Origin of the sequence: Exiguobacterium sp. TDN 0502 (genome assembly GCF_050846835.1) — a bacterium.
GTDB lineage: Bacteria > Bacillota > Bacilli > Exiguobacteriales > Exiguobacteriaceae > Exiguobacterium_A.
Window position 1 is genome coordinate 340450 of record NZ_JBOZGJ010000001.1, and the last position, 13613, is coordinate 354062.

At 38.9% G+C, this 13613-nt stretch carries 11 protein-coding genes and 1 pseudogene; 4 read left to right on the forward strand and 8 right to left on the reverse strand.

What is annotated here, in order from left to right; genetic code table 11:
- Window positions 1-29 precede the first annotated feature (29 nt).
- The 3 genes from ACRPK8_RS01675 to hxlA all read right to left on the reverse strand — a co-directional run bounded on the left by ACRPK8_RS01675 (window position 30) and on the right by hxlA (window position 2165).
- On the reverse strand, window positions 30-800 hold the full coding sequence (locus ACRPK8_RS01675; RefSeq protein ID WP_432236626.1) for a hypothetical protein: 771 nt from the start codon (window positions 798-800) through the stop codon (window positions 30-32).
- A gap of 180 nt (window positions 801-980) precedes the next feature.
- On the reverse strand, window positions 981-1529 hold the full coding sequence (gene hxlB / locus ACRPK8_RS01680; RefSeq protein ID WP_432236627.1) for a 6-phospho-3-hexuloisomerase: 549 nt from the start codon (window positions 1527-1529) through the stop codon (window positions 981-983).
- Window positions 1530-2165, reverse strand: coding sequence for a 3-hexulose-6-phosphate synthase (gene hxlA / locus ACRPK8_RS01685; protein WP_214805356.1), 636 nt, complete (start codon window positions 2163-2165; stop codon window positions 1530-1532).
- A 204-nt stretch (window positions 2166-2369) separates the two neighbouring features.
- On the opposite strand from hxlA, the gene ACRPK8_RS01690 reads away from it, so the two are divergent.
- The gene (locus tag ACRPK8_RS01690; RefSeq protein ID WP_432236628.1) at window positions 2370-2735 is read left to right on the forward strand and encodes a winged helix-turn-helix transcriptional regulator; all 366 of its coding nucleotides are present in this window, start codon (window positions 2370-2372) and stop codon (window positions 2733-2735) included.
- 56 nt (window positions 2736-2791) lie between these two features.
- Here ACRPK8_RS01690 and ACRPK8_RS01695 read toward each other — a convergent pair whose 3' ends face one another.
- Window positions 2792-3301: an N-acetyltransferase family protein gene (locus ACRPK8_RS01695; RefSeq protein WP_432236629.1), complete on the reverse strand. Its 510-nt coding sequence runs from the start codon at window positions 3299-3301 to the stop codon at window positions 2792-2794.
- A gap of 399 nt (window positions 3302-3700) precedes the next feature.
- On the opposite strand from ACRPK8_RS01695, the gene ACRPK8_RS01700 reads away from it, so the two are divergent.
- The 3 genes from ACRPK8_RS01700 (at window position 3701) to ACRPK8_RS01710 (ending at window position 5753) form a co-directional block, all read left to right on the forward strand.
- Entirely contained in the window at window positions 3701-4333 is a 633-nt protein-coding gene (locus tag ACRPK8_RS01700; RefSeq protein WP_432236630.1) for a hypothetical protein, read from the forward strand.
- 68 nt (window positions 4334-4401) lie between these two features.
- Entirely contained in the window at window positions 4402-4872 is a 471-nt protein-coding gene (locus ACRPK8_RS01705; protein ID WP_432236631.1) for a hypothetical protein, read from the forward strand.
- Window positions 4869-5753, forward strand: a complete 885-nt coding sequence (locus ACRPK8_RS01710; RefSeq protein ID WP_432236632.1) for a hypothetical protein — start codon at window positions 4869-4871, stop codon at window positions 5751-5753. The genes ACRPK8_RS01705 and ACRPK8_RS01710 overlap by 4 nt, the downstream gene beginning before the upstream one ends.
- Window positions 5754-5885: 132 nt before the next feature.
- Here ACRPK8_RS01710 and ACRPK8_RS01715 read toward each other — a convergent pair whose 3' ends face one another.
- The 4 genes and pseudogenes from ACRPK8_RS01715 to ACRPK8_RS01730 all read right to left on the reverse strand — a co-directional run bounded on the left by ACRPK8_RS01715 (window position 5886) and on the right by ACRPK8_RS01730 (window position 13499).
- On the reverse strand, window positions 5886-6101 hold the full coding sequence (locus ACRPK8_RS01715) for a YdbC family protein (protein ID WP_432236894.1): 216 nt from the start codon (window positions 6099-6101) through the stop codon (window positions 5886-5888).
- Between the two features lie 3 nt (window positions 6102-6104).
- Window positions 6105-9278 carry a helicase-related protein gene (locus tag ACRPK8_RS01720; RefSeq protein WP_432236633.1) on the reverse strand — a complete coding sequence of 1058 codons (3174 nt, stop codon included), beginning with the start codon at window positions 9276-9278 and terminating at the stop codon, window positions 6105-6107.
- A 137-nt stretch (window positions 9279-9415) separates the two neighbouring features.
- Window positions 9416-11914, reverse strand: coding sequence for a BREX-1 system phosphatase PglZ type A (gene pglZ, locus ACRPK8_RS01725; protein ID WP_432236634.1), 2499 nt, complete (start codon window positions 11912-11914; stop codon window positions 9416-9418).
- 261 nt (window positions 11915-12175) lie between these two features.
- A pseudogene (locus tag ACRPK8_RS01730) lies at window positions 12176-13499 on the reverse strand (IS3 family transposase).
- Window positions 13500-13613 lie beyond the last annotated feature (114 nt).

Sequence of the window (13613 nt, forward strand, 5' to 3'; positions counted from 1 at the left end):
GGATGCCGCAGCGTCCGGATTTTTTTTGTTTAAGAATACGGGAAATCAGCAGCGTCGACAGGAGCAATTGATCGTGCTAATTTTTTTAATTGTTTTAGTGATACGTTACCGGACAGGAGGACGATTTGATTGTCTTCGACGTAATAGAGGTTCGTTCTCTCTTGTTTCTGCTCGAAGTAAGCTGTCTGTCCGTTTGCAAGCGTCGTTTCCTTCCAGTCCTCGCCTTGAACGTCTTGCTTCGGAACGACGGTTAGAAGAATCGTTTGTGACTTCGTGTGGAAGAACCAGATTCTATCATCCCCATTAGGACTTGAACTACTGGCAATCGCTTGGAATGTCGAGAACGGTAAATTCAAACCGCGAGCAGAACTACTCTTCTTAATGTTTTGAACGTCGTCATATGAGACGCCTCCTAACATCCAGTTCTTCTCTTGCTTGGTATACTCTAGTACAGCAAGACGATCTGCTCCTTTTGGATAATGAAGCGTCACGTAAGCATGATTCCCGAGGGAGACACTACTCCAGATATCGCGTTCAGTCGGATGCGCTTTTGTTCCATCTTTAAAGTAAAACATCACGTGACGACGGAAATCCGCTCCAAACGAATCCTGTTCTGAAAAGTCTTCTGCTTTAATACGTTGTACGATGGCATTAGGTTCAGCACCATCCTCAGCCGTGTTATCATCAATCCATCGCGTGTGAAGCTGATTCAAAGGCGGAACTTGGTCTGGTTCTGCACAACCGGTCAAGATACTTGCAGCGAATAATGCACTGATTACACCAATCCGTTGAAATCGCATAACAATCTCCTTTTCCTCTTTTTTCCTTTCTTTGAGTATCGCATGCTTCAAGATCATACTTTTAAGAAAACTGTAAAAACATAAAAACAGGGGAAGGAGAATCTTCGAATGTATAAATTTCTACAGACAAAAACAGACTAGCCCTCTTTTATTGAAGAGAACTAATCTGTTTCATATGTTTCACTCTAAGTTGGCATGTTTCCCGTACATCGTTTGTGAATCAAGCCGCTTATCTTCCATGATTTGCAGAATCAAAGCATCATAAAACAACAACATCGTCTGTTCGAACAACGAGCCCATTGGTTGAACCGTCTCATCTGCTGATGCCGTTTGTTCTTTCGGAACTCCGGGCAGTTTGACAACTAAGTCTGCTAATCGTGCTAACGTCGATGTCGGATTGATCGTGACGACAGCAACCGTTCCACCGAGTTGCTGTGCTTTCTCGACGATTGGTACCAACGTTTTCGTCTCACCCGATCCGGAACCGACGATCAACAAGTCACCCTCGCGTAAATTCGCCGTGACCGTCTCGCCGACGACATAAGCATCGAATCCCATGTGCATCAGCCGCATGACGAACGCTTTCCCCATCAAGCCGGAGCGACCGGCTCCCGCGAGAAAAATCCGGTTCGCTTGAAGGACAGCATCTGCCAATTCTTTCGTCTCGGTCGCATCGATTGCTTCAACTGTCGAAGTCAGTTCTTCGATAATCGTTTGAATGTGTGTCATTTACGCCTCTTGCAGCATCCGGTGCATCGTTGACGCTGTTTCTTGTTTATCGTCTTGTCCCGTGATCCCGCCACCGACGATGATCAAATCAGGACGTGCAGCGATGACTTCCGGTAACGTCTCCATCTTGATGCCACCCGCAACAGCTGTTTTTGCATTTGTCACAACTGACTTGATTGTCGCAAGATCCTCAAATGAGTTTTGACCGACTGCTTGCAAATCGTAACCTGTGTGGACACAGATGTAGTCGACGCCTAATGCATCAAGTTCTTTCGCACGTGTTGCGATATCTTTCACGGCAATCATGTCGACGAGAATCTGTTTGCCAGATTTTTTCGCTTCTTCGACTGCCCCTTTGATTGACATGTCTTCGGCTGCACCAAGGATCGTAACGATATCAGCGCCGTGTGCGACAGCTTGACTGACTTCGTAGCCGGCAGCGTCCATGATTTTCAAGTCAGCGAGGACCGTTAAGTTCGGGAACGCGGCTTTCATTTCTTTGACGGCGCGGAGCCCTTCGTTGATGACGACCGGTGTGCCGATCTCGACGATATCTAAATTGTTTTCCCCGATTTCTTTGACTAAAGCAATCGCACCTGCTGTATCGACTAAATCGATGGCGAGTTGTAATTTCATTTTGTACCTCTCCCGTTCTTCTCTGTATTGTCGTACCTGACACTTCCTTCCGACGTTCATGAAGGAACAGGACTAAATATAATCCGCAGGAGCATTCTTGAGAAGTACGCACTTTTAATTTACATAGTGCGGTTTTTCATACATAGTGCAGAAAAGTATACTGTCGACCGGAAGAAAGACTATACTGAAACAGGAGGTGGATCGATGCCACATTTTGAAGATCGTCAGTTTAACTGTGAGAAGGAATTGACCCTCTCGATCATCGGGGGCAAATGGAAAATGCTCATTCTTTGGCACTTAGGCAAGGAAGGAACGAAACGCTTCGGGGAACTGAAAAGTCTGATGCCTGGGATCACGCAACGGATGCTCGTCAATCAACTGCGCGAACTCGAAGACCACCACATCATTCACCGGGAAGTCTACCCGGTCGTACCACCGAAGGTCGAATATTCTTTGACGCCGCAGGGTCATAGCTTAATGCCGATTTTAGACGCGATGTATGACTGGGGTAAGGATTATGCGAAAAACGTTTTGGAGATCGACTTCGAACAACAAAAGATATCGCCATAAAAAAGATGCTCATGGTCTCGTCTCTTTTCAGAGATAAGTCCACGGAGCATCTTTTTTTAGAATTCTTCTGTCGTATAGATTTTCGACATCGCCAGTTCATCAACGTATTCCCCATCGATGAAGAGCGACGCAATCCGTGTTCCTTCGATGTTAAAGCCAAACTTATGATAGAGCTCGATTGCCCGCAAGTTATCCTTGCGAACCGTCAACTCGAGTCGGATGAGCCCTGCTTCAATGGCAAACGCATCGACTGCCTCAAGTAGACCCGCACCAAGACCACGACCCGTATAGGCATCAAGCAAGCCAATGACAAGATTCGCCCGGTGACGAATCCGACTCGGCTCACCACCAACGACGAGCACATAACCGACGAGTTGTTCGTCGACATCCACGATGAAGATGTCCGAGTTCGCAGCCTGACCGAACTTCTCGATGAACGCCTCCGCCTGTTCCGTTGACAGGACACGTTCCTCCGGCTCATACAACATATATTTCGTTTCCCGATCAATGCGTCGCATTAAGTCCGATAAGGCTTTCCCGTCCATCAACGTGGCACGTCGTATCATAGGTGTCAGCTCCGTTTCTAACAAGAATATACAATAAATAATAAGTTTTCTTAGTATAATCAATTTAATACTGTATAGTTTTATTAACACTAAGATTCTTTTCAATCATTTAGCTTAAATCTATTATTAGTATGGTTAAAAGTAATTTATATATTTATTTCGCAGTTAGACAATGCATTTAAATTATCAATTGTTTAAAATTTGTAGAAATTTTTAAAGGATTTATTGTGTTAATCTATAATAAGAAGTAAAATAATTTATTTGTTGAAAATGTATTGACTAGTTATGTTTCTACATATCACGTTTCATGTTTTCGTTTTTAAAGTTTAGTATGGGGAAAGTAAAATTTAAATAGTTTTAATTATTGAATTCCCTATTTTTTTAGAAAGGGAGGATAATATGAGAAAAAAAGATGAATTTAATGTTGATTTTTTCGTTTTCGAAGAAAGTTTCATTAACACTTCTATTGTGCAAAGTACTGCTTCAACCATTGAATGGAATAAAGATGAATTTGTAAATATTAAATTAGAATTAACAAATCATAATAATATCTTGCAGGAACTAAATGAGAAAATTTTAGCATATGTCAGTACCAATCATAAAAGTTTTGATGATTATAATTTAGAATTAATATATGACAATTCAAAAATTGTCCGGAATTCCTACTTGATACTATTGAATGAGATAAGTAAAAAAAATAATATTTCGTTTGATGAGTTTGAAGAATTACAAGAATGGTTTTACTTTGAACAAGATTATCTAAATGACCTAATCACAGAAGAAATTTCAAATACATCTATTAGCATTATACAAAGTAAAAATTTAATGAGAAGCTTTTTTGATATGGTGGCTTTTGGATTAAAGTATAAAATTACTAACCTAGAGACTGAAAAAGAATTCAAAACTTTTGATAGTATCGATATTTGCAAAAATGAATACTTCACGAATGTTAACCACAATAAAAGAAATTCCAAAAATGTAACATATGAATATATATATTCTTCCCAGGATAAAAATATTAAAATCGATTAAAGTTTATACGTGATAGCCACATTATTAGAAAAATGATTGATAACAATTTAAATTTAGGAGAGTATATGATGAATTTTGAAGATAATACGATTGAATATTTAGATGCTAGTTTAACAAAATTAGATTGGCTAGATTTTACTGAAAGTTCAAATGAAATATCAGACCTTCTAGAAGAAAGATCTATCTCTGAAAGATCTTTTGTTTTAAAAGTAGACTTTGGAATGGCTACTCCTGAAATACATTCTGATAATAGTTATACCACAAAGTTGCTGTATAAATTTACTATACAAGATAGTGAAACAAGAAATATTTCGTTTGCAATCCTAAGCGCATTTTTAACTATAAATTTCAAACCAGAATATCCATATGCACAACACCCAGAAACATTTGATAGCAATACTAAAAATAGGCTAATTGATTTGATAATAAAAAATAACTGGCCAAGTCTGAAAGTAACTTTACAGGCTATTTTAGATTCAAATAAATTCGGTTCAGTTATAAAATTACCTATTTTATTTAAAGAGGCTCTTGAAAAATGAGTAAAGTCAACAATCATTTATTAGTAAGTTGTCACGAAAATGATAGTAATAGACAAAAAAAGATGAGAAAATTCGGTAAATATATTTCTGAATTAAATAGTATTTCATTTAAAGAAAAAAGATACTTTTATATTACATTATCAATTTTTAACTCTTTTATAACTCCTCCTAATAATATAAAATTTAAAACTGATTCTATTCCTAAATTAAAAGAAGACAGTATAAAAAACATTAGGAAGATTTTTAAGATCAGGACTAAAGAAGTTGAATTAATTCACAAAGAACATTCACGTTTTTTAGATATATTTGACAATCTTTATAAATTGAATTATGAAGATTTTAAACTTTTTAGAAGTATATATCTAGAAACTATTATTTATTTAATTTCAGATAAAGTAATTCTTCCTCAGTCGAATGAAGATGATACGTTTAAATACATGGAACCTGAAATAAAAATTGTTGATTCTTCTATTAGAAACAATTGGAGAAACGTGAGTTCATTAGAGAACGATATAGATGTTGGTATTTTAAATCGTTCTAAAGAAACTAATAATGTAAGCTGTTTTAAACTTATCGAATGTAAATCCTCTTTGAACGTATTTGCTAAGACTTTAGTTGGTCATATATCACAACATTTTGAACACGGAGTGGTACCGCCAATTCCTGAATTAAATAAAGTTTCTTTTATGATAGATGTAAAAAACTCACTAACTGGTATAGCACCAAATTTAAAATTTCTATTTGCCACCTACGATTTCAGAGCAAATATTAAGTATCTAGAATTCAGCAAGCAACAACCTTCTTATCACTTAGACTTTATGTTTAATGAAATAGAAATAATTGATTTTTATAGTTTAATTGATTTACTTGATGCAGCATAATTCCTTTTAAATTAAATTAAAATCTCGAAATAATATTAAACAATTCATTAAGTTAAATCCGAAAGTCTTCCTATAAACGTAAAACAGCAATCTCGAGACCTGATACTCTCAAAGGTTGCTGCTTTTTTTACGTTATATGTTTTTTACTAATCGCTGCAACTCGTTATACTCTTCCTGTGACAACGTTACACCCTTTCCCATCTTCTCACGACCTAGCGCCCATTCACGAATATCATACTTCGGTATAACACCGTTCCAGCTAATGCGGTTCAGCTCTTTCTTCCAGTCTCTAGAGGATTCGGATAAAACGCCAATATTCTCAACTACTTCATATTTAATTTCAGCTATTTCTTATACTCCTATCAATTGTTTCATTTTTATTTCTTCAACGATTTTTTGACCGTCTAACACATAAATATAAACAGAACCATTCAATTCACAATAATCTTCTAAAATTATTTGTTCATCCAATACTTTTAAAGATGTCTTTAATAAGATGAAGCGTGTATTCCCTTCTGTTTCTTCGCTCGTAAAATCAACTAATCCATATGCATTCTTTTCACGTACATTTATACGACCATTGCTATGTTCATATTCCTTGATGACTCCTACATAGTCTGTAGGAATGATTCTCGCTATTTTTGAAAGCGGTTCGACGTGTAACTGGGCTAAGGACTTAATAGATTGCAGCTGGATGCTACGCTCACGCTCAATATCTTCTAAACGTTCTTTACTACGTTCTTCTAAATCTTCAATTTGCGTGTACGTTTGGTTAATTAACGCACTGTTTTTATTATTGATATTATCATCTAAATAATTCGTCAAACGTTCTTGTAGCACGTGCATTTGCTCGTCGAATGAGCGTCGTAAGTAAGTGCCTTTACGATTTAAATAATCATCTCGCTTCATTTGAACCCCTTGTAGTAGCTTTTTCGCCTGAATAATTGATTCTCGCTTAAATAATTTATCTTCATCTTCTTTCAATCCAATGAACTCCAATGATTGCTGGAATAAGAAATACGGATCGATTTGAATAAACTGTCCAGAAGCTCGCTTTGCTAATAACATTACTGTTTGCTCTAACTCTCGGCTATTGCCATCAACGACACTTACTCGACTTAATTCAATGACAAGTGGCTCACTTACATTAGCTTTCACTGAACAAACCGGGAATGCTACTTGTTGTAATTCCTGACTAGCTAACTCCATTGCAATTTTTTGAACAGGATGATTGCTTGTAACGGCGATCAGTTCTTCTGTTTGCTTCATCGATGTTAATGTAAAACGCAGTGATTCGTCTGTTCGCAAACTATATTTTTTACGTTTAATTAGCTCGCGTATGCTTTTCGGGAATCGATCAATGCGGACTACTTGCTGGTCATTTGAAAAATTCAACTTAATGCGTGATGTTTCAAATTGTTTTATCGTAAATTCGCCATAAACGCGCGGTGGCATACTATTAATCGAAATTTCTTGATAAGCACGTCTTGCACTTGGCAAATCAAAGCTTGAATCGTCTAATCTTTCTTGCTTTGCGAGTTCTAATAAACGCTTATGTTCATCTGATAATGTCTTTTCCATTGTCGCAACAAGTTCATCTAAGTTTTCTCTTCCGCTAATAGCCGTTTCCATTAAACTTGCTAAATCGATATGATGTTTCTCTAATACTTCTCCGATAAAGTCATATACTTGCTCCTGACCTAAATCTTCACGCATTTGATCCATTTTTGTTAATAGACGAATCAGTACATCGCCTTCGCGTGTATTGCTTGCCACAAGATTGAAAATGAACACTTCATTTTTTTGCCCAATACGATGAATACGTCCCATACGCTGCTCTAAACGATTCGGATTCCACGGAATATCGTAGTTAATCATTTGATTACAGAACTGAAGGTTGATCGATTCACCACCTGCATCAGTTGCCAGCATAATTTGTACATCATTTCGAAATTTCTCAACTTGCCCATGACGATAATCCATTGAAAAATGACCAATAATTTTTGTCACTTCAGGCACATGCTCCAATAACTTTCGTTCAAGATAATGCAATGTATCCTTTGATTCGGTAAAAATTAAAATCTTTTCACCTTTCGATAGAAGTCCATCTTCACCAAATAACGTGCGCTCTAATTCTGCATATTTCACTTCGACGTCTTGCTGAACGAGTCGCTCTGCCTTTTGAACTAAGTCTGCTAACACAGCAATTTCTACTTGTAGCTCAGCAACATCAATAACGTCCGTTTCACCTTCTAGCTGTGCGTCTACTTCCTCTTGCTCATCAATTGATAGCTCATCGTAATTAAACGGCTCTATTGACTGAACAGCTGTCAGCTCAGATTCCAGTAATGCCTCTAATTTCTCTTTACGACGTTTAAGTGATAAATAAATCGCATCTACTGAAGAACTTAAACGACGTTGTAAAATCATCATCGCAAATGCAACGTTCGGCTTATTATTTTGTTTGGCTCGGTTAAAATGTTCTCTAGCATATGCGGTTACTTCTTCATATAACTGTTGTTCTTCATAGCTTAAATCGAACGCAATTGTTTTGGTCGTTCGCTTAGGGAAGATTGGTGTACCATCAAAGTTTTTCATTGTTTCTTTTAAACGACGGATGACGAATGGATTACTTTTCTCATAGATCGATTCACCAGTGTTCATTTGCGAAAAAATATCGTGATCGACTAAACTCATTAAATGACGGAAGTTTTCCTTATCCCCTTTATGTGGTGTCGCTGTTAGTAGGAGGCAATGTTCCGTGTGACGTAACAGCCCTTCTCCAAGCTGAAAAATCTTCGTACGACTAATTTTGCGTTTTTTCACACCATGCGTATAAGCAGCCATTTTATGTGCCTCATCGACAATGACTAAATCAAAGTTGGCTTTCATTATGTACGCTTTTATTTCTTCACGCGCCGCCCAATAAATGGAGACAATGACTTTATCATGTGTTTCAAACGGATTAATTTCAATTGAACTATTTAATAAGCTACGATTCACAATCGTAAAATCTTCTCCAAACTTTTCTTTTAACTCTTCTTGCCACTGTTTTAATACGAGCGGTGGGACTAAAATTAAAATACGTTCCGCAGCTTGACGTGCAAGTAGCTCTCTAATAAGCATCCCCGACATAATCGTTTTCCCTGCTCCTGGATCATCTGCAAGTAAATAGCGAACTTGCGGCGATTGCAGCATACGGCTATAAACAGCTTCAATTTGATGAGGCAAAGGCATAATTTTTTTATTGCCACGTGCGCGAGATTGTGAATACTTATCTTCCGTTTTCAGCACATAATATTGAAGGTAATGCTGTAGGCGCTCTGCATTAAACGTACTTTCCTCTTCTTGAATATTCTCTAACTGGCTTAGCTGTGCTTTATCTAAATACTGTTCGTAATATTTATTCGTTTTGCGCCCAATGGATTCGACTAAAAACAAGTCATCATCAATTTCTTCAAAATGCTTAATAACTACGATTTCTGGCCAAAATGGTCCTTTAATTATTGATCCGATTCTAAGCATACATATACCTCACAATATCTATGGTTTCTTACATAAAATTATATACTATATTTCTAATTATTGTTAATTCATTCCCGAGTAAAAAGGCACCTTTTCACGAAATGAAGAGGCGCCTTGAATGTGATTTATATTTTTATTTAATATAAAGCATTATACATATGAATCGTAAATTCTGCTTCGTTATAAGGGGTGACCTTATTTCCTTCGACACTTGCCATTTTCAGTGTACACTTTTGTCCGGCTTTATAATATTGCTCAGTTAAATCAAATACCAGTTTCGTAGTACGTTCATGATTTTTCCCTTGCATATTAAACCTATAATCAACTTCATTCGATATACGGTCCCCATCTAAATAAAATGCAAAACGAACAGTATGTGCCATGAATTCTGCTGAAATACTTTGCTCTTGATACAGTGGTACTTCAACACGGAAGTTTTTAATGATACGTGATGGCATCGCTACATTAATATCTACCGGTGTCGCTTGTGACGTACGGCGATAATCAATTAATGGTGTAATCGCTTCGTGAGGCGTTGCGCCACCATGAACGAATTGTAAGCCACCTCCGCCCACAAAACGGTTAATTCCTTTCGTAATAACTTTTTCTGCACCTTGTAATGTCGTAAATTTTTTTGGAACAGCAATTGCACCCGCGCCTATTGATAGATTTTCACCAATTATAAAACGACGATTACTATCATACTTCTCACCTTCAACACTTGCTACTTTCTCTGCATTTTCAACCTTTGAATTTTGATATAAGAAGCCATGATCCGCTGTAATGAAAATACGCTTCGCCTGCCATCTTGAAAGTGAGTCTACAAGCTTACCTAAATCATTCATCGCTCGTTCAACAGCCGCATATGTTTCACGCTCGGACTTTACAGAATCCCCTGCTGCGTCAATGACATCATGATAAACGTAGACTAAACGCTTCCCTTTTAGCTGCTCATCTGCGGTTGCACGTGACCAAGAGGCAATATCATCATATCGGAAGGCAGTTGCTTCTCGCTCGAACTTTTGCAAAATTTTTATACGCTTCGTTAAACCATTTGTCGGCTCTCCATCTGCTAGTACCGTACCATTAGATGTAATAGTTAATGTTTTATGTGGTAATAGTGAAGCCATGCCAAGCTGTGTATACGTCGGCATATTGGCAACGAGCGGACTGATTGTTGCACTACCATTGGAACGCGCATCAAGTCGTTCTCGTAACTCCGCACCCGCTTCATAACGTAATGCATCTGAAATTACGACAAATACACGTGTTGATTCCTTTTGCATAATCGGTTCAATATATTCTTTATAAAAAGCCGCTTGCTTTGGAAGTTTGCCTAATTCAGCTTGTTCCAACGTATAGTTCGTTTCTTCTGATACTTTTGACAAATACTTATTTTCATACCAATTCGTCAACTTTTCAGCTAACTCATCTAATAATTCTCGATGATCAAGTTGCATATAACCAATGATGAAACGACGATATGCTTGATCAATTACATACAGGTTACTCGCATACTGCACGTACAATGGAATACGCGTATCATATTGCTTTAATAATGTTTTATACATCGTTAAATCCAACGCATGCACTAACACTTTCAATAGTCCACGAATACGCTCATTTCGATTTGCCCAATGTATCTTTAATCGATTTTGTAAAACTTCTTTCCAGACCTCTAAATTAGAGGTTTGATGCAGTAACTCTGTAGTTAGTTTTTCAATTAATAGCACATCAATGACAGGGAACGTTGAAATATCCGCGTATTGCTCCATTGGACGATTGCTCAATAATTCAACGATTGAAAAAGTTTCTTCAATTTCTTGCATGTATTGTTCTAACACGTCACTGCCCTTTGTTTGCAGCCAATCGTCTACAAATAAGGCACTTGCATTGGCACGTGTCGTTTCATACTTCTTCTGTAATGACGCGTCCTCAAATTGTGCATAACGTTGAAAGTGTGCGTATAATATGTGTTCCATTAAATGCTGTAATGAATACGACTCAACATGTACACCGAAATATTGTCCCAATAACACATAAAGCCGTTCCTTACTATAACGCTTTGAAATTGACTTATATAACTCATTCGAATCTTCTTGTAAGCCAGCCATCAATAAGCTTTGCGCAATTTTATCCATCTCTGCAATTGGCGCACCTGTTAATACAGCCAACATCGCATATTCAAAATCATGATCATTCGCCTGTGGTTTGATGACTCGTTTCAGTTTCTCTTTACGCTCCGCACTCTTGAAAAAATCCGGGTACTTGCCAATCATTTCTCGAAGCAATGTATCACTTACTTGAAGCTGTTCAGCAAATAAAGCTGTCGTATCTGCTTTAAACTCTGTACCATATAGCTCCATATCGAGCAAATAGTTTTTTTCCTTCTCGGGCTTTGCAAAATTTGCATATAATAAGAATGAATCCTGCTTTTTCTCTATTTCAATTTCAATTTTCAACGAGAAAAAATTATTACGCGTTAAAGCACGTACTTGCATTGGTTGATCTGCTAATGTTTCTTCTAGCGACTCTAACGTATATTCACCTTGCTCGTCGTACCAAAACACAACTGTACGAGGCTTTTTATGTAATTCATCTATGATGCGTTCCTTTAATAACTGTAGGATTTCCAATTGTATTGCTCCTTTCTCAAATCAATTATCACGCGACATCTACATTTTAAAATTGTTTATTTTAATTTTGTTCGTTTAAATTTTATTAGTCATAATGATATTAACAAACAATGACTAAGCATCGTAAAAACCTGATACGTTTATTTGAACTGCGTCCAGACGTTGACAGGCAACATAAAACTTAGCGTTTTAAAAACACAGTACTTCAAAAAGTGAACTGAGCCCCGCAAAATGGACACTTTAATAAAAAGACCACGTTTTCTATGCTGCGATCAGATGGTCCCGATATTGTTTCGGGGTCATCTTTTTTAGGTTCCATTGACCGCGCTCGCAGTTGTAATAGCTGATGTAGTCCCCGACCATCTCTCGGACCTCCTCGATTGACCCGCACGAACGGTTGGTGACATAGTCCTTCAAATGACCGAAGAACGATTCGATCGGTGCGTTGTCGAGACAGTTGCCCCGACGGGACATGGACTGGACCAGTCCGAGGTCGCCAATGAGTCGCTGGTAGCCCGGATGGGTGTAGTGGAAGCCTTGGTCCGAATGAATGCCTCGGGATGTCGCTTCTCTTGGAGATGCTCTTCGAGCTTTTTCATCGTCTGAAAGACGAGGTACATGTGAAGACTCGTGGACAATTGGTGTGCCACGATTTCGCGCGTGGCGACGTCCTTCACACAAGACAGATAGATGTTCTCGCCGGAGGCGATGGGGAGGTAGGTGATATCGGTCACGAATACCTTCCCGGGCTCGCTCTGCCGGAACTCGCGGTTCAATCGGTTCGGCACGACGCGGTGCTCGTGCGTCGCCCGAGAGAGCTTGCGATAAGGGTTCATCCTCCGGATTTTGGTCACGATGTTATATTTGCGCATCAGTCGGAGAATCCGTTTATGGTTGATCGGGAAACCGAGGGTGGCGCACACCTCCATGTACAGCCCCCGATAGCCGACTCTGCCTTTGTGGCTATCATGGATTTTCTTGAGGAGTGTCGCATCTAGGTGATCACGCTCTTCCCGGAGGGAATCCGCCTCGGCACGGTTCAACCAGGCGTAATAGCCACTGCGGCTCACTCTGGCAATCTCACATAGTGGGCGGACGAGATTTTTAATCTGTGCGATGCGGATGACAGTGTTGATGGTCTGATATTTCTCTGCTGGTGTTAGTTCATACGTTTCGCCTGCCCTTCTAACTGCTCTAACTTTTTTAAGAGCTCGTTCTCTGCCGTCAGGTATTTGATCCGTGCCTCTGCCTTCGCCAACCGTCTCTCCATCGACTCGTCTGTCTTCGGGCGTCCGCCTCCCAGAGCCTTTCCACGTTTGTCGTTCCGGAGACCCTCCTCTCCGTCTTTTCGGAACGTTTGGCGCCAGCGAATCAACGCGGAATGCGCTTTTCTTTTCCCGATCACTGTCAGGTCGAATCCAGCCTCCGTGAAGATTTGTTGAGGTCCTTTTCCTTCCATATTCTCACGTACAGCCTTGACCTTGAACTCGGCCGTGTACTGGATTGAACGTTCTGATACGGAAGCGACGTTCGGATTTTCTTCGAGCTGGTTGATTTGGGTCATGGTGAAGATGATTTTACTCATGATTGTTTCTCCTGTCTGATTGAATAGGTTCATTATAGCGATTCGTATCCACACGAAAAACCCCGAATGATGCACTTTTTTTCAAGTGTCTATCATTCGGGGTTCAGTTCAAAG

Excerpts from the sequence above, each read along its gene's own strand:
- ACRPK8_RS01675 (WP_432236626.1), bottom strand. The coding sequence starts at position 800 with ATGCGATTTCAACGGATTGGTGTAATCAGTGCATTATTCGCTGCAAGT.
- hxlB (WP_432236627.1), bottom strand. The coding sequence starts at position 1,529 with ATGACACACATTCAAACGATTATCGAAGAACTGACTTCGACAGTTGAA.
- hxlA (WP_214805356.1), bottom strand. The coding sequence starts at position 2,165 with ATGAAATTACAACTCGCCATCGATTTAGTCGATACAGCAGGTGCGATT.
- ACRPK8_RS01690 (WP_432236628.1), top strand. The coding sequence starts at position 2,370 with ATGCCACATTTTGAAGATCGTCAGTTTAACTGTGAGAAGGAATTGACC.
- ACRPK8_RS01695 (WP_432236629.1), bottom strand. The coding sequence starts at position 3,301 with ATGATACGACGTGCCACGTTGATGGACGGGAAAGCCTTATCGGACTTA.
- ACRPK8_RS01700 (WP_432236630.1), top strand. The coding sequence starts at position 3,701 with ATGAGAAAAAAAGATGAATTTAATGTTGATTTTTTCGTTTTCGAAGAA.
- ACRPK8_RS01705 (WP_432236631.1), top strand. The coding sequence starts at position 4,402 with ATGAATTTTGAAGATAATACGATTGAATATTTAGATGCTAGTTTAACA.
- ACRPK8_RS01710 (WP_432236632.1), top strand. The coding sequence starts at position 4,869 with ATGAGTAAAGTCAACAATCATTTATTAGTAAGTTGTCACGAAAATGAT.
- ACRPK8_RS01720 (WP_432236633.1), bottom strand. The coding sequence starts at position 9,278 with ATGCTTAGAATCGGATCAATAATTAAAGGACCATTTTGGCCAGAAATC.